The sequence below is a fragment of the Phenylobacterium glaciei genome (assembly GCF_016772415.1).
GTDB lineage: Bacteria > Pseudomonadota > Alphaproteobacteria > Caulobacterales > Caulobacteraceae > Phenylobacterium > Phenylobacterium glaciei.
In genome coordinates this window covers 2,087,103-2,101,543 of record NZ_JAGSGD010000001.1, presented here as the reverse complement: position 1 = coordinate 2,101,543, position 14,441 = coordinate 2,087,103, and the positions used below count along the sequence as shown (strand labels likewise).

At 67.9% G+C, this 14,441-nt stretch carries 15 protein-coding genes; 3 read left to right on the top strand and 12 right to left on the bottom strand.

Annotated features, from left to right (window positions below; translation table 11 throughout):
- Position 1: 1 nt before the first annotated feature.
- The 7 genes from parC to bla all read right to left on the bottom strand — a co-directional run bounded on the left by parC (position 2) and on the right by bla (position 7,596).
- Entirely contained in the window at positions 2-2,251 is a 2,250-nt protein-coding gene (gene parC / locus JKL49_RS10230) for a DNA topoisomerase IV subunit A (protein ID WP_215340151.1), read from the bottom strand.
- Between the two features lie 57 nt (positions 2,252-2,308).
- Entirely contained in the window at positions 2,309-3,040 is a 732-nt protein-coding gene (gene recO / locus JKL49_RS10225; protein ID WP_215340149.1) for a DNA repair protein RecO, read from the bottom strand.
- A 3-nt stretch (positions 3,041-3,043) separates the two neighbouring features.
- A complete protein-coding gene (era, locus tag JKL49_RS10220; protein WP_215340147.1) occupies positions 3,044-3,976 on the bottom strand; it encodes a GTPase Era in 933 nt (310 codons plus the stop codon).
- Positions 3,973-4,671 carry a ribonuclease III gene (rnc, locus tag JKL49_RS10215; protein ID WP_215340145.1) on the bottom strand — a complete coding sequence of 233 codons (699 nt, stop codon included), beginning with the start codon at positions 4,669-4,671 and terminating at the stop codon, positions 3,973-3,975. The genes era and rnc overlap by 4 nt, the downstream gene beginning before the upstream one ends.
- Positions 4,668-5,447, bottom strand: coding sequence for a signal peptidase I (gene lepB, locus JKL49_RS10210; protein WP_215340137.1), 780 nt, complete (start codon positions 5,445-5,447; stop codon positions 4,668-4,670). Before lepB ends, rnc begins: the two co-directional genes overlap by 4 nt.
- Positions 5,448-5,575: 128 nt before the next feature.
- The gene (locus JKL49_RS10205; protein ID WP_215340136.1) at positions 5,576-6,502 is read right to left on the bottom strand and encodes a hypothetical protein; all 927 of its coding nucleotides are present in this window, start codon (positions 6,500-6,502) and stop codon (positions 5,576-5,578) included.
- Positions 6,499-7,596 carry a class A beta-lactamase gene (bla, locus tag JKL49_RS10200; protein WP_215340134.1) on the bottom strand — a complete coding sequence of 366 codons (1,098 nt, stop codon included), beginning with the start codon at positions 7,594-7,596 and terminating at the stop codon, positions 6,499-6,501. The genes JKL49_RS10205 and bla overlap by 4 nt, the downstream gene beginning before the upstream one ends.
- 110 nt (positions 7,597-7,706) lie before the next feature.
- Here bla and JKL49_RS10195 point away from each other — a divergent pair, with 110 nt between their 5' ends.
- The gene (locus JKL49_RS10195; protein WP_215340132.1) at positions 7,707-9,719 is read left to right on the top strand and encodes an alpha/beta hydrolase family protein; all 2,013 of its coding nucleotides are present in this window, start codon (positions 7,707-7,709) and stop codon (positions 9,717-9,719) included.
- A gap of 139 nt (positions 9,720-9,858) precedes the next feature.
- Here JKL49_RS10195 and acpS read toward each other — a convergent pair whose 3' ends face one another.
- Genes acpS through pyrE form a run of 3 tightly spaced genes read right to left on the bottom strand, consistent with a single transcriptional unit; the run spans position 9,859 to position 11,593 of the window.
- A complete protein-coding gene (gene acpS / locus JKL49_RS10190; RefSeq protein WP_215340130.1) occupies positions 9,859-10,257 on the bottom strand; it encodes a holo-ACP synthase in 399 nt (132 codons plus the stop codon).
- Positions 10,254-11,012 carry a pyridoxine 5'-phosphate synthase gene (locus JKL49_RS10185; RefSeq protein WP_215340128.1) on the bottom strand — a complete coding sequence of 253 codons (759 nt, stop codon included), beginning with the start codon at positions 11,010-11,012 and terminating at the stop codon, positions 10,254-10,256. Before JKL49_RS10185 ends, acpS begins: the two co-directional genes overlap by 4 nt.
- The gene (gene pyrE / locus JKL49_RS10180) at positions 11,009-11,593 is read right to left on the bottom strand and encodes an orotate phosphoribosyltransferase (protein WP_215340126.1); all 585 of its coding nucleotides are present in this window, start codon (positions 11,591-11,593) and stop codon (positions 11,009-11,011) included. The genes JKL49_RS10185 and pyrE overlap by 4 nt, the downstream gene beginning before the upstream one ends.
- Before the next feature lie 119 nt (positions 11,594-11,712).
- Between pyrE and JKL49_RS10175 the strand changes: the two genes are divergently transcribed.
- Entirely contained in the window at positions 11,713-12,195 is a 483-nt protein-coding gene (locus JKL49_RS10175; RefSeq protein ID WP_215340124.1) for a GNAT family N-acetyltransferase, read from the top strand.
- On the opposite strand, the gene JKL49_RS10170 is transcribed toward JKL49_RS10175, so the two are convergent.
- Positions 12,183-13,079 (bottom strand): EamA family transporter, encoded by an 897-nt coding sequence (locus JKL49_RS10170; RefSeq protein ID WP_215340122.1) that lies wholly within the window; start codon positions 13,077-13,079, stop codon positions 12,183-12,185. The two genes, JKL49_RS10175 and JKL49_RS10170, sit on opposite strands and share 13 nt — an antisense overlap.
- 58 nt (positions 13,080-13,137) lie before the next feature.
- Positions 13,138-13,449: a hypothetical protein gene (locus JKL49_RS10165; protein ID WP_215340120.1), complete on the bottom strand. Its 312-nt coding sequence runs from the start codon at positions 13,447-13,449 to the stop codon at positions 13,138-13,140.
- Positions 13,450-13,561: 112 nt separating this feature from the next.
- On the opposite strand from JKL49_RS10165, the gene JKL49_RS10160 reads away from it, so the two are divergent.
- A complete protein-coding gene (locus JKL49_RS10160; protein ID WP_215340118.1) occupies positions 13,562-14,434 on the top strand; it encodes a TauD/TfdA dioxygenase family protein in 873 nt (290 codons plus the stop codon).
- The last annotated feature ends 7 nt before the right edge of the window (positions 14,435-14,441 follow it).

The following is a 14,441-nucleotide window of genomic DNA, read 5'->3' as shown; positions in this document are numbered from 1 at the left end:
CCTACTTCGGCTTGAACCGCTTGCTGGTGGGGAAGCCCTTGGGGGCCAGCTTGCCGGCGGCGGCGCGGCGGGCGAGCCAGTCTTTCCACTCGGCCCAGACCCGGGTGCGGCCGGCGGTGTCGATCCAGGTGGCGCCGTCGGCCTCGTTGAAGATGATGGCGTCGCGCAGGCCCCCCTCGCGGTAGGTCTGCAGCTTCACGCCCTTGCCGCGCGGCATCTCCGGCAGTTCGGCCAGAGGGAAGATCAGGATCTTGCCGTTGTCTCCGATGACGCCCAGGTGGTCGCCGGTGGCCGGCATGGCGAAGGCCGCGCCCTTGGCGCCGACGTTCAGCACCTGCTTGCCGGCGCGGCGGGCTGAGATGGCCTCCTCCTCCGGCATGACGAAGCCATAACCCTCCTTCGAGGCGATCACCCTTTTGGAGCCGGCCTTGAAGGGGAACAGATCGATGATGTCGGTCTTGTCGTCGAGGTCGAGCATCAGCCGCAGGGGCTCGCCGTGGCCGCGGGCCGAGGGGAGCTTGTCGCAGCCGACGGTGAAGAAGCGGCCGTCGGAGGCGAAGATCAGCAGCTTGTCGGTGGTCTCGGCGGACACCAGGAAACCGAGCTTGTCACCTTCCTTGAACTTCAGCTCCGAGGGGTCCTCCACCCGGCCCTTGGCCGCGCGGATCCAGCCGCGGTCCGACAGGATCACGGTGATCGGCTCGCGCACGATCATGGCCTCCATGGCCGCCTCGGCGTCCCAGACCGGAGCGACGTCGAAGGTCGAGCGGCGGCGGCCGAGCGTGGTGTCGGGGCCGAGGATCGCGCGGACGTCCTTCAGGCCCACGCCCACGAGTCTCCACTGCTGCTTGTCGTCGCCCAGCATCTTCACCAGGCCGTCGCGTTCCTCGGCCAGTTCGGCATGCTCGCGGCGCAGCTCCATCTCCTCCAGCCGGGCCAACTGGCGCAGCCGGGTATTGAGGATGGCGTCGGCCTGGATGTCGGACAGTTCGAAGGCCGCGATCAGCTTGGCCTTGGGCTCGTCCTCGTAGCGGACGATGCGGATCACCTCATCGAGATTGAGGAAGGCGATGACCATCCCGTCGAGGATGTGCAGCCGGGCCTCGATCTTGGCCAAACGGAAGCGGGCGCGGCGGACCAGCACCTCGCGGCGGTGGTCGAGGAAGGACTGTAGGCAGCGCTTCAGGCTCATGACGCCGGGGGTGCCGCGGGCGTCCAGGACGTTCATGTTGACCGGGAAGCGGGTCTCCAGGTCGGAGAGCTTGAACAGGCTCTCCATCAGCACCTCGGGCTCGACGTTGCGGCTCTTGGGCTCAAGGATCAGGCGCACGTCCTCGGCGCTCTCATCGCGCACGTCCCCCAGCAGCGGGGCTTTCTTGAGCTCGATCAGACCGGCGAGCTGTTCCACCAGGTCGGCCTTTTTCACCTGATACGGAATCTCGGTGATGACGATCTGGTAGGTCCCGCGCCCGTTGTCCTCCTTGGACCAGCGCGCGCGGACCCGGACGCCACCCCGGCCCGTCTCGTAGGTCTCGGCCATCGAGGCCTTGGGCTCGACGATGATGCCGCCCGTCGGAAAATCGGGGCCCTGGACGAGTTCCAGCAGGTCCAAGGTGGTGGCTTCGCGGTTGCTCAGCAGCAGCAGGCAGGCGTCGATCAGCTCGGCGGCGTTGTGTGGCGGGATGGAGGTGGCCATGCCCACGGCGATGCCGGAAGAACCATTGGCCAGCAGGTTGGGGAAGCCGGCCGGCAGGACGACGGGCTCCTCGTCCTCGCCGTCATAGGTGGAGCGGAAGTCCACCGCGTCCTCGTCGATCCCGTCCAGCAGCAGCTGGGCGGCGACTGTGAGCTTGCACTCAGTGTAGCGCATGGCCGCGGCGTTATCGCCGTCGATATTGCCGAAGTTGCCCTGGCCATCCACCAGCGGGTAGCGCTGGGCGAAGTCCTGGGCCAGGCGGACCAGAGCCTCATAGACCGCCACGTCGCCGTGCGGGTGGTACTTACCGATGACGTCGCCGACGACGCGCGCGCACTTCTTGGCGGTGGTGGTGGGGTCCAGCCGAAGCATGCGCATGGCATACATCAGCCGCCGGTGCACGGGCTTCAGGCCGTCGCGCACATCGGGCAGGGCCCGGCCGGTGATGGTGGAGAGCGCATAGGCGAGATACCGCCGGGACAGGGCCTCGGACAGCGGCTCGTCGATGATGCGGTCGCCGTCGCCGTCGAACGGCGGTGGGGTGTGTTTGGACATGGGAGAATCGCGAACTCGGTTGCGCGGTGATTCTAGCGGGCCGGGGCGCCCGCGTCTCTAGAGCCGGTCTGCGTCAGATAGACGGTCCACAAGCCAGAGCCTGGCCTGGGGCAGCGGCCGGTTTAAGGGGTTAAACACGAAGGCCTGCAGGAAGTGGGCGGTGAGGTCGAGGCCTGCGCGGACGTCACCGGGCGCGATGCCGCCCTGGGCCGAGAGCAGGAAGGGCGGCAGGTGCAGTAGCTTGTCCTTGTAGGGCTCGCCGGCCTCGGCGCTGACCGCTCGACCGGTGCGCGGGCTGACATAGATCAGGTTGTCCAGCACGCCGGTGGCGGCGCATTTGGAAAGGTCGAGGCCAAAGCCCAGGTCCTGCAGCAGGCCCGCCTCGAAGCGCACGAATATGGCCGGCCAGATGTCGGGATGTATCAGCGAGTCCGTCAGGGCCTCGAAGGCGTAGAAGGCGCCCGGATGCGGCTCGCGCTCGGGCAGGGCCGCGGCGGCCACGGCGGCGGCGGCCGACAGGCCGGCCAGAGCCAGGGCGTCGTCGAACAGGGCCGATGGCCCCTCCCCCACCGGCTCCACGGACGCTGAGCCCAACTGATCGGAAACCCGCGCACGATATGACATCACCGCCCGCGCGCCGGGCTGCAGGAACGGCTTGATCCGCCGCGACGTCCCGCCGGGCACATGGGCGGCGTAGCGGCCGTGGGCGGCGGTGAGGAACTCGACAATGGCCCCGGACTCCCCATGGGGCCGGGCCGAGAGCACAAAGGCGTCGTCTTCGAATTCCATCAGCTAGACGTCGAAGTCGAGGCCCACGTCGCCGTAGAACTCGCGCTTGTCGGCCCAGCGCTCGTCCACCTTCACCGTCAGGAACAGGTGGACGGTCTTGTCCAGCAGGGTGGTGAGCTCCTCGCGGGATTTCTGGCCGATCCACTTCAGGGTCTGGCCGTTGGCTCCCAGCACGATGGGGCGCTGGCTGTCGCGCTCGACATAGATGGTCTGCTCGATGCGCAGGGAACCGTCCTTGCGCTCCTCGAAGGAGGTGGTCTCCACGGCCGCCGCATAGGGCAGCTCCTCGTGGACGCGGAGGTAGATCTTCTCGCGGGTGATCTCAGCGGCCAGCAGGCGGACCGGCAGGTCGGCGGTCTGGTCGGCGGGATAGAGCCAGGGGCCCTCGGGCATCATCTCAACCAGGCGCTTGGTGAGATCCTCGACCCCGGCGCCGGTAGCCGCCGAGATCATGAAGACCTCGGTATAGACCCCGGTTTCGAAAAGCCTTTGCGAGATGGCCAGCAGGTTCTCGCGCTTGACGCCGTCGATCTTGTTGAGCGCCAGGATCACCTGCTTGCCGGCGGCCTTCAGGCCCTCGACGATGGTGTCGACGTCGGCCATGCCACGGCGGTCGGCGGCCTTGCCCTTGCCGTCGTTGACTGCGATCTCGGCGGCGGCGTCCGCCAAGTGGACGATGGCGTCGGCGTCCTCGGTTCCGCCCCAGGCCGAACGGACCATGGCGCGGTCCAGGCGGCGGCGGGGGGTGAAGATGCCCGGCGTGTCCACCAGGATGAGCTGGGTCTCGCCCTCCATGGCCACACCGCGCACGGGGAAGCGGGTGGTCTGCACCTTCTGGGTCACGATCGAAACCTTGGCGCCCACCATGCGGTTGGTCAGGGTGGACTTGCCGGCGTTGGGCGCGCCGATCACGGCGACAAAACCTGCGCGGGTCATTGGGCGGTCTCGTGTTTCAACAACATCACCTGAGCTGCGGCCTTTTCGGCCTCTTGTTTCGAACGGCCCTGGGCCGCCTGGGGTTCGTAGCCCTCGATCGCCACCTGGACGGTGAAGACGGGGGCGTGGTCGGCGCCGGTCCGGGAGACCAGACTGTAGGCCGGAAGCGCCAGGCCCTGGGCCTGGGCCCATTCCTGCAACCGGGTCTTTGAATCCTTGTTGCGCGGCTCGTCGAGGGTCTCGAACTGCGGCGCCCAGAAGGTCTGGAAGAAGGTCCGCGCCGCGTCCATTCCGCCGTCTATGTATAGCGCAGCGATGAGGGCTTCGCACGCATCGCCCAGAACCGTGTCGTTTTCACGGGCGCCGATCTTGGTGGCGCTGGCCGCCAGCCGCAGGGCGTCGGGCAGGCCGACCTCGCGCGCGACGATGGCGCAGGCGTGGTAGTTGACGAGCGTGGCCATCAGCCGGCTCATCTCGCCCTCGCGGGCCTCGGCGTTGCGATCCATCAGGGCCTCGGCCGCCAGCAGGTTCAGCACCCGGTCGCCCAGGAACTCCAGCCGCTCGTTGTGGCGCACCTTGGTGGCCCCGTCGCCGACGCTGGCGTGGGTCAGGGCCCGCTCGAGAAGCTCGCGGTCGCCGAACACGTGGCCTATGCGGGCCTCGAGTTCGGAGACCGCGACTTCGCGCTTGTTCATTTCAGGACGTTGAAGAACCGGCTTGGCCGCGCGTCCAGGACCCAGGTCCAGGGCTTGAAGAGCGAAGCGCCCTTGTTCCAGGACAGCATGATGATCCGGGCCTTGCCCACCAGGTTTTCGGCCGGGACGTAGCCGACCCCGATCTCCGAGGGGACACGGCTGTCGAGCGAGTTGTCGCGGTTGTCGCCCATGAAGAAGTAGTTGCCCTCGGGCACCACGTAGACATCGGTGTTGTCGACGTCGCCATCGGGGCCGAAGTCGTAGGTGATGAAGGTCTTCCCATTGGGGAAGGTCTCTTCATAGCGTTCGACGTTGCGGGTGAAGCCGTAGCCGGAATCCACCATCACCGGCGGCAGCGGCTTGCGCGGGATGGCCTTGCCGTTGATCCAAAGCACGCCGCCCTTCACCTGAATCCGGTCGCCGGGCAGGCCCACGAGGCGCTTGATGTAGTCGATGTGGCCGTCGCGGGGCAGCTTGAAGACGATGATGTCGCCGCGGTCCGGGGGCTTTTCGAAGATGCGGCCCTTGAAGATCGGCGGGCTGAAGGGGATCGAGTTCTTCGAGTAGCCGTAGGAATACTTCGAGACGATGATGTAGTCGCCCTCGAGCAGGGTCGGCTCCATCGAGGCCGAGGGGATCGTGAATGGCTGGAAGAAGATCACCCGCAGGAACAGCGCGATCATCAGGGCGTAGACGACCGTTTTCACGATCTCCACGACCTCATTCATTGCTCCGGACTTGTCGGAGCTGTCGGCGCTGTGCACGTCGTCAGTCATAGGTGGGTTCCGGACTTCCGGCGCGCCGGAGCATTGAGAGGCTGTAGCTAACCGCTGCGTAGCCCAGCGGCAAGAGTCGCACCCGTGAACTCTTTATCCAGGCGAATGGGTCGCAGAGCCCGTCGCGCCTATTCCAGACGCAGGGATCGTCCCCGAACCGCTCGGCCGGCGACCAGGTGACCGAAGGCTGGATCCCAGCGATAGGGGGTCTCCATACAGCCTTGCTGGTCGTAGCCGCCGCAGTCCTCAGCCGGCGTGATGCTGATGAAGGTGGCCGGCGTGGTAGCGACGTCGACGGCGTAGAGCGGGCTGACCAGGGCCAGAATCGCGGCGTCCTCGGCGACCACCCGCAGGCCGGGACCTGGGAGTTGCGTGGCCTCCCCGCCCGGCTCGGCGGCGGGCATGACGCAGCCGCCGTATTCGGAGCCGACGATCCAGTCGGGCCGGCCGTCGCCGTCCAGGTCCGGCGATCGCGATACCACCCCGCCCACATAGTCGCCGCCGAGCCCCGTGCAGGCGGCGGTGAGTTCGCCCAGAGCCACCTCCACAATGGTCGGCAGGCCGGTGTCTGCGACGGGAATGGTCTGGAACAGCGGTCCGGCCAGGCGCCCCTCGCCTTGGCGGTTCGACTGTTCGATGAAACGGCCCTGGGCCTCGTCCCATCGAAAGCTGCGGCGGCACTCATTGACGCCGGAGAGGCCGCAGTTGGTCCCGTGGATCTCGATATCCAGCACCGCGCCCTTGCGGCCCCGACGAAGCCTGAACTCGCGGGTCTGTTCCTCGAAGGCCAGGACGTAGGCGCCGCCGGGGCGACTGACGAAGAGCTTCTGGGTGCAGCCACCGGTGCCGCACCAGCCCATGCCGGAGCGCTCGTAGTCGACACGCCAGTCGGCCACGCCGTCGTGGGAGATGTCGACCCGTGAGAACAGGCGCCCGGCAGGCGGCACGGGGGGCATGTCATCCTTGATGTCCTGCGCCACCTTCGCCCGCAAATCCGGCGGCGCGCTCGCGCAGGCGGCCAACATCAGCAGGGCCGCAAGCCAGAGCGACTTCATCGGACGGCTTCCTTGTCGTGGTGCGCCACCACCGCCCGGGCCACGGCGACCATCAGGTCCTGACGCTCGGGCACCGGGCGGCGGGTCTGGGCGATCATCACGGCGACGGCGTAGCTGTGGCCGTCGGGGGCGGTCATGACGCCCACGTCGTTGAAACCGGTGGCCACCGCCCCCCAGACCTGGCCGGTGCCGGTCTTGTGGGCGAGCGTCCAGCCGGGCGCGAGGCCGGCGGGCAGACGGCTGGGACCGGTCTCGGTCTCGCCCATGATCTTCAGCAACAGGTTGGTGGACGCCGGAGACAACAGCTCGCCGCGCTTCAGCCGCGCCAGGGCTGTGGCGATCCCGACCGGGGTGGCGGCGTCATAGGGGTCCTGCAGATACTCATCGAGGTTCACCGAGCGGGCCTCTGGGGACAGCGTGTCGCGCTCGGTCCAGAAGGTGTGCTCGAAGGAGTATTCCGGCTTCCAGTCCAGGCCGGCGATCTGGGTCTGCATGACCTTTTCCGGCGGGCTGGCCCAGACGCCCTTGAGCCTATGATGATCAAGGTTCGCCTGCACCGCTGACTGACCGCCGACATGACCCACCAGCACGTCATTGGCGGCGTTGTCGCTCTGGGCGATGGCCCCGCGGATCAGCTCGACGACGGTGACCGGATAGCCGTTCTCGCCGACATATTTGCGCAGCGGCTGGTGGAAGATGCTGAGGTCGTCCTTGTGGATCACCACGGTGTCGGTGAGCGCCATCTTCCCCTGGTCCACGGCCTGAAGGGCGGCGAGCGCGACCCAGAGCTTGGACACGCTCTGCTGCGGGTATTTGTTGTCGCCGTCGAAGGCGACGGTCCAGCCCTCGTCGATGTCGCGGATGGCGATGCCGACGCGGCCGTCGAACCCGCGCCCCAGGGCCTTGATGCGCGCCGCGAGGTCAGGTGCGGCCTGGGCCGCCATGGCCTGCTGCACCGAGCGCCCCTCGGGCGGCCGTTCGGCCGGCGCGGGCGTCAGGGTGAGGACCAGGCCGAGCAACAGGGTGACCAGGCCAAACCACCAGTGCTGGCCGTGGGCGACCCGGCGTCGCGATGCTCTGGAGGGGTCCGTCATGCCCAATAGCCTAGCACAAACGCGAGCCCCCTCACCTGCCCTCGCCCACGGATTGCGAGGCGGACGCCCAGGCGACATGATCCGCCCACAGTTTCGTCGGGGGAGTTCGTATGCGTGCCATCTGGATCGGCGGGGCCTTGGCCCTGACCGCGGCGACCACCTCGTGGGCCGCGCCGCGCGCCCTGGCCGTGGCCGACATGTTCAAGGAGCAGACGGTCTCCGCCCCGGCCCTATCGCCGGACGGCGCGTGGGTGGCCTATCAGGTCAAACACCTGGACAAGGCCGCCGACAAGGGCGTCACCCATCTGTGGATGACCTCCTGGGACGGCGGGCGCACCGTGCAGCTGACCTCGACGCCGAAGGAGAGCGAGACCAAGCCGCGCTGGAGCCCGGACGGCCGCTACCTGGCCTTCGTCTCCAGTCGGGGCGACGAGGACGAGGCCGACCAGCTCTGGCTGCTGGACCGCACCGGCGGCGAGGCGATGAAGCTGACGCAGGGCAAGCTGTCGGTGGAGGACTATGCCTGGAGCCCAGACGGTCAGCACATCGCGCTGATCCTGCGCGACCCTGAGCCGGAGCCGGCGAAGGAGGAAGGGGTCGAGGAGGACAAGAAGCGGCCCCTGCCCATCGTCATCGACCGCTTCCAGTTCAAGCAGGACATCGACGGCTATCTCGGCGCCCGCCGGGGCCGTCTCTACGTCATGGACCTGACCGACAAGAAGCCGGTGCGGGTCACCGCCGACGGCTATGAGGAGGCCCTGCCGTCCTGGTCGCCGGACGGCAAGCGCCTGGCCTTCGTCAGCAAGGGCGCCAAGGACTACGACCGCGACGACAACTGGGACGTCTATGTCGCCGAGGCCACGGGCAAGGGGGCGGTGAAGGCGCTCACCACCTTCGAGGGCGCCGACAACATGCCCGACTGGGAGAGCAATCCGGCCTGGAGCCCCGACGGGAAGTCCATCGCCTACCTGCAGGGCGGGCCACCCAAGCTGATCGGCTATGGCGTACGCCACCTGGCGGTGGTCTCCGCCGACGGCGGGGCGCCACGTGTGGTCACCGGCGGCCTGGACCGCAATGTCTCAAGCCCGCAGTGGACCGCCGATGGCCGTCGCATCCGCATGCTGATCGAGGACGACGGGGTCGAGCGGCTGGCCGAGGTTCCGGCGGGGGGCGGCGCGCCAACGCCGCTGCTGAGCGGCCGCCAGGTGGTGCTGGACTATGACGGCGACGGCCGCGACCGGCAGGCGGTGCTGGTGAGCGACCCGACCCATCCGCCCGAAGTCTTCGCGCTGTCGGGCGGCAAGCTGCGGCCGCTCTCCCACCAGAACGACTGGCTCAAGGACGTCGCCCTGGCCAGCGTCGAGGAGACGCGCTTCAAGAGCCGCGACGGGACGGAGGTGCACGGCTTCATCACCCGGCCGGCGGGCTTCAAGGCGGGCCGCAAGTACCCCACCATCCTGCGCCTGCACGGCGGGCCGCAGTCGCAGTACAATCTGCGCTGGAGCCAGGAGTGGCAGATGCTGGCCGCCCAGGGCTATGTGGTGGTCGCCTCCAACCCGCGCGGCAGCAACGGCCGCGGCCAGGACTTCGGCGCGGCGCTCTATGCTGACTGGGGCGGCAAGGCTGTCGAGGACGTGCTGGCCAGCGTCGATGACGCCGTGGCCAAGGGGATCGCTGATCCGGACCGGCTGGGGGTCGGCGGCTGGAGCTATGGCGGTATCCTGACCAATTTCGTGATCGCCCAGGACACCCGCTTCAAGGTGGCCGCCAGCGGCGCCAGCATCTCCAACGTACTGGCGGGCTACGGCACCGACCAGTACATCCGCGACTATGAGGTGGAGCTGGGCAAGCCCTGGGAGACGCTCGACACCTGGATGAAGGTCTCCTACCCCTTCTACCACGCCGACAGGATCAAGACCCCGACCCTGTTCCTGGTGGGTGAGAAGGACTTCAATGTCCCGGCCCTGAACTCCGAGCAGATGTATCAGACCCTGAAAAGCCAGGGGCTCGATACCCAGCTGATCATCTATCCCGGCCAGTTCCACGGCCTGACGCGGCCGAGCTTCCTGAAGGACCGCATGGACCGATACGTGGCCTGGTACGGGAAGTACCTGAAGCCATAGGCCAACCAACAATCGTCACCCCCGGGCTTGTCCCGGGGATCCATGATCTCCGCTTGGCTGCAGGTCGCGCGGCGAACGCCATGGGTGCTTGCTGAACCACGGAGATCATGGATGGCCGGAACAAGCCCGGCCATGACGATCAAACGGGCACGGCCTCGATGATCACGAAGGCCTGGGCGTAGGGGTGGTCGTCGGTCAGCGAAAGGTGGATCACCGGCTTGTGGCCGGCGGGCACCATCGTCTCCAGGCGGGCGAGCGCGCCGTTGGTCAGCGCCATGGTGGGCTGGCCCGAGCGCATGTTGACCACCCCCATGTCGCGCCAGAAGACGCCGGCCCGCATGCCGGTGCCGAGCGCCTTGGCGCAGGCCTCCTTGGCGGCGAAGCGTTTGGCGTAGCTCGACGCTTTGTCGGGTTTGCGCTCCGAGCGGGTGCGCTCGATCTCGGTGAAGATGCGGTGAGTGAACCGCTCGCCGAACCGGTCGAGGCTGCCCTGGATGCGGCGGATGTCCGACAGATCCGAGCCGATGCCGAGGATCATGCGGCGCGCTCGGCGCGGGCTTCGTCCATCAGGGCGCGCATCCGCTGGATGGCGGGCGTCAGTCCCACGAAGATCGCCTCGCCGATGAGGAAGTGGCCAATGTTCAGCTCCATCAGCTCGGGGATCGAGGCGATGGGCTTGGCGGTCTCATAGTCCACCCCGTGGCCGGCGTGGACTTCGAGCCCGATCCGGTGCGCCTCGGCCGCCGTGGCGCGCAGCTTCTCCAGCAAGCGGGGCGCGTCGGGCGAGCGGTCGCGGACGGCGTCGCAATAGGGGCCGGTGGTGAGCTCCACCACCTGAGCCCCCACCGACTTGGAGGCGTTGACCTGGTCCAGGTCGGCGTCGACGAAGCAGGAGACGCGGATGCCGGCCTCCACGAAGCGGCGCACGGTAGGCGCGATGGCGTTGTGGCCCTTCACGACGTCGAGCCCGCCCTCAGTGGTCACCTCTTCCCGGCGCTCGGGCACCAGGCAGGCGGCGTGCGGGACGTGGGCCAGGCAGATGGATTCCATCTCGGCGGTGACGGCCATCTCGAAGTTCAGCGGAATGCCGCGCTTGCGGGTGATGACGGCCAGCGCGTCCATGTCGGCGTCGGAGATGTGCCGGCGATCCTCGCGCAGGTGGGCGGTGATGCCGTCGGCGCCGGCGGCCATGGCCATCTCGGCGGCCCGCACGGGATCGGGATAGGTGGCCCCCCGGGCGTTGCGGATGGTGGCCACGTGGTCGATGTTCACGCCCAGGCGCAGAAGGTTCATCCGTGCAGTCTCCGGCTGCCCGGGTCTTCCACCGGGATCGCCGCCAGTTCGGGCGGCAGTTGGTCGGCGGGGTAGGCCGGGACGTCCAGGCGGGCCAGGGCCACGAAGGGCGCGCCCGGATCGGCGCGGCCGCCGGAGCGGTCGACGAGGGCGGCGGCCACCACGACATTGCCGCCGGCCGCCTTGATGGCCTCGACGCATTCGCGCGACGACAGGCCGGTGGAGACGATGTCCTCCACCATGGCGATCCGCGCGCCCGGTGGAATCGAGAAGGCGCGGCGCAGCTTGAAGCTGCCCCCTTCCCGCTCGACGTACATGGAGGGAACGCCCAGGGCGCGGGCGGTCTCGTAGCCCGGAATGATGCCACCCACCGCCGGGGAAATGCACAGATCGACGGGACCGACCTCCTCGATGATCTTGGCCGCCAGCGCCTTGCACAGGCGCTCAGTGCGGTCGGGATACTGGAAGACCAGGTTCTTCTGCAGGAAGACGCCGGAATGCAGGCCGCTGGAGAGCACGAAGTGTCCCTCACGCAGGGCGCCCGATGCGCGGAATTCTTCCAGGACCTGTTCGGTGTTCATGATGGCGTCTCCTTGACGCGGCATAGCGAAGCCGGATCAGGCTGTCATCTGGGATGGTGGAGATCGAGACGCAATCCATGCTGAGCCGCGACATCCGTTTGACGACAAACCGGTTGGTGATGCGCCCGACCGAAGCCGGCGACGCGCAGCGCATGGCGCAGATCCAGTCCAACTGGAAGGTCACCCGCATGCTGCGCCTGGCGCCTTGGCCGGCGACCCAGGCGGCCATGGTCGAGTGGGCGGACCTTCACGGACAGGAATGGGCGGCGGGGACCGCCTACCGCTTCGCGGTCCTGCTGGACGGGGTGATGATCGGCGCCGCCGACATCGACGACATAGACGGGACCTATGGCGAGATCGGCTATTGGTTTGATGAGCCCTACTGGGGCCAAGGCTTCGCCCGCGAGGCCGCCACGGCGCTGATGGATTTCGCGATTCAGACGGTGGGCCTGAAGCGGATTGTCGCCGGGCACAATGCAGAGAACCCGGCGTCGGGCGCGATCCTCAAGCGTCTGGGCTTCCACTTCGTGGAGGACACCATGAAGTTCTCCAAGCCGCAGGGCGCAGAGGTCCCCTACCGGATGTACGCCTACGAGGCCTGAGTGGCCGGACGACGCAGCATCGGCCAGAACATGTTGAGCGCCAGGCCGCCCAGCACCAGGCCCGCCGCCGCCAGCTTCCAGGTCTGCATCGGCTCCCCCAGCAGGGCCGCCGAAGCCGCCATGCCGAACACCGGCACGAAGAAGGCCAGGGGCGAGATGGTGGCCGCCGGATAGCGCGCCAGCAGCCAGCCCCAGGCGGCGTAGCCGAACAGGGTGTTGCCGACCGACTGCCACAACACCGCGCCCCAGGTACCCAGATCGGCGTGCTGGACCCCCAGCAGCATGCGCTGCGGCCCCTCGAACACCAGGGCCAGGATCAGCAGCGGCGGGATGGAGAACAGGCTCGCCCAGACCACATAGGCCAGGGAGTTCACGCCGGGGGTGGAGCGCTGCACCATGTTGCCGCCGGCCCAGCTTGCCGCGGCGATCAGGACAAGGCCGAGGCCCAGGGGGGTGGTGGAGCCGTCGGTGTGCAGCAGGATCACCGCCAGGCCGCCGGTGGCCAGCACCAGGGCGGCGATCTGGAAGCGCTTCACCCGCTCGCCGGTCAGCCACATGGAAAGCCCGATGGTGAAGAACACCTGGACCTGCACCACCAGGGAGGCCAGGCCCGGCGAGATATCGTGCTGCATGGCGATGTAGAGCATGCCGAACTGGCCCAGGCCGATCAGCACCCCATAGGCCGCCAGGTTGCGCCACGGCACGTCTGGCCGCTTGATGAAGAAGGCGGCCGGAAGCAGGGCGAAGGTGAAGCGCAGAGCCGCGAAGGTCAGCGGCGGCAGGTGGGTCAGGGCCACCTTGATCACCACGAAATTGGTCCCCCACACCGCCACCACGGCCAGCGCCAGCAGGGCCGAGCGCCAGGTGAGCGTGTTGGAGGTCATGGCGATATCCTTGGAAGCGGGGCCGTGAGGCGGACTTAGGCCCGGGGGCGGCGGAAAGCTAGGCGCGCTCAGCCTTGCGCCAGCCCATCACGCAGAGCGCCAGCATGATCGCGTTGCCCACCGCGTCGGCGAGGCCCAACGGGGTCAGCATGGGGACCACGGCGTAGAACCAGTAGTCGAAGCCGAAGAACGGCAGCAGGCCGATCCCGTAGGCCAGGAAGGTCGCCTTGGTGAACTTCGAGAAGGCCGCGAACAGGCCCGCGATCAGGGCCTGGGCTCCGAAGGCGCCCATCAGGATCGGCACGATGGGGGCGTCCGACTGGAAGGCCGGGGTTATGGTGAGGGCCATGACGCTGGTGGGCGAGATCAAACACCAGCCCCCTAGAACCAGAAAAACTGAGGCCAGCAGGTATTGAATGGCGCGTACGGACATGACGAAATCCCCCGGTGGGGCCGTTTAGACCTCCGGGAGGACGAGAGCCATGTCGAATCTGCACATCCGCCGCACCGCTGGCGCCCTGGGGGCCGAGATTTCCGGGGTCGATCTCTCGCAGAACCTGGAGGACGTGACCGTCGCCGAAATTCGCGCGGCCTTCGTCGAGCACCAGGTGATCTTCTTCCGCGACCAGACCCTGACGCCGGACCAGCAGCTGGCGTTCGGCCGCCGGTTCGGGCCGCTAAACATCCATCCCTATGTCGCCGGCATGGCCGACCACCCGGAGGTGATGGAGGTGATCAAGGAGCCGGCCGACCGGGTGAACTTCGGCGGTGGCTGGCATTCGGACATGAGCTTCCTGGAGCATCCCTCCATCGCCTCGATCCTCTACGCCGTGCAACTGCCCGACTATGGCGGCGACACCCTGTTCGCCAGTCAGGCCGCCGCCTATGAGGCCCTGACGCCCGGCCTTCGCGCGACGCTCGAGACGCTGAACGCGGTCCACTCGGCGGGGCGGGAATATTCATCCAGCGGCCACTCGGCACAGAAGCGCTCATCGATGAACGTCGCCGAGGCCGAGGGCGCGACCGGTGAGTTCATCCACCCCGTGGTGCTCACCCACCCGGAGACCGGCCGTAAAGCGCTGTATGTCAATCCGGCCTTCACGATGAAGATCGAAGGCTGGAGCACGCGGGAGTCCAAGCCGCTGCTCGACTTCCTGTTCGAGCACTGCCGGAGCGAGCGGTTCACGACGCGGTTCGTCTGGGCGCCGGGCTCGGTGGCCTTTTGGGACAACCGCTCGGTCTGGCACTATGCCCTCAACGACTATCCCGGGCAGCGCCGCCACATGCGCCGGGTGACCGTCGACGCCGATCCAGAGCGCTACGTGGGCGCGATGCGTCTGGCGCGCGCCTCGTAAGGCTGAT

Coding starts and splice junctions, on each gene's coding strand:
- parC (WP_215340151.1), bottom strand. CDS start 2,251: ATGTCCAAACACACCCCACCGCCGTTCGACGGCGACGGCGACCGCATC.
- recO (WP_215340149.1), bottom strand. CDS start 3,040: ATGGAATTCGAAGACGACGCCTTTGTGCTCTCGGCCCGGCCCCATGGG.
- era (WP_215340147.1), bottom strand. CDS start 3,976: ATGACCCGCGCAGGTTTTGTCGCCGTGATCGGCGCGCCCAACGCCGGC.
- rnc (WP_215340145.1), bottom strand. CDS start 4,671: ATGAACAAGCGCGAAGTCGCGGTCTCCGAACTCGAGGCCCGCATAGGC.
- lepB (WP_215340137.1), bottom strand. CDS start 5,447: ATGACTGACGACGTGCACAGCGCCGACAGCTCCGACAAGTCCGGAGCA.
- JKL49_RS10205 (WP_215340136.1), bottom strand. CDS start 6,502: ATGAAGTCGCTCTGGCTTGCGGCCCTGCTGATGTTGGCCGCCTGCGCG.
- bla (WP_215340134.1), bottom strand. CDS start 7,596: ATGACGGACCCCTCCAGAGCATCGCGACGCCGGGTCGCCCACGGCCAG.
- JKL49_RS10195 (WP_215340132.1), top strand. CDS start 7,707: ATGCGTGCCATCTGGATCGGCGGGGCCTTGGCCCTGACCGCGGCGACC.
- acpS (WP_215340130.1), bottom strand. CDS start 10,257: ATGATCCTCGGCATCGGCTCGGATCTGTCGGACATCCGCCGCATCCAG.
- JKL49_RS10185 (WP_215340128.1), bottom strand. CDS start 11,012: ATGAACCTTCTGCGCCTGGGCGTGAACATCGACCACGTGGCCACCATC.
- pyrE (WP_215340126.1), bottom strand. CDS start 11,593: ATGAACACCGAACAGGTCCTGGAAGAATTCCGCGCATCGGGCGCCCTG.
- JKL49_RS10175 (WP_215340124.1), top strand. CDS start 11,713: ATGCGCCCGACCGAAGCCGGCGACGCGCAGCGCATGGCGCAGATCCAG.
- JKL49_RS10170 (WP_215340122.1), bottom strand. CDS start 13,079: ATGACCTCCAACACGCTCACCTGGCGCTCGGCCCTGCTGGCGCTGGCC.
- JKL49_RS10160 (WP_215340118.1), top strand. CDS start 13,562: ATGTCGAATCTGCACATCCGCCGCACCGCTGGCGCCCTGGGGGCCGAG.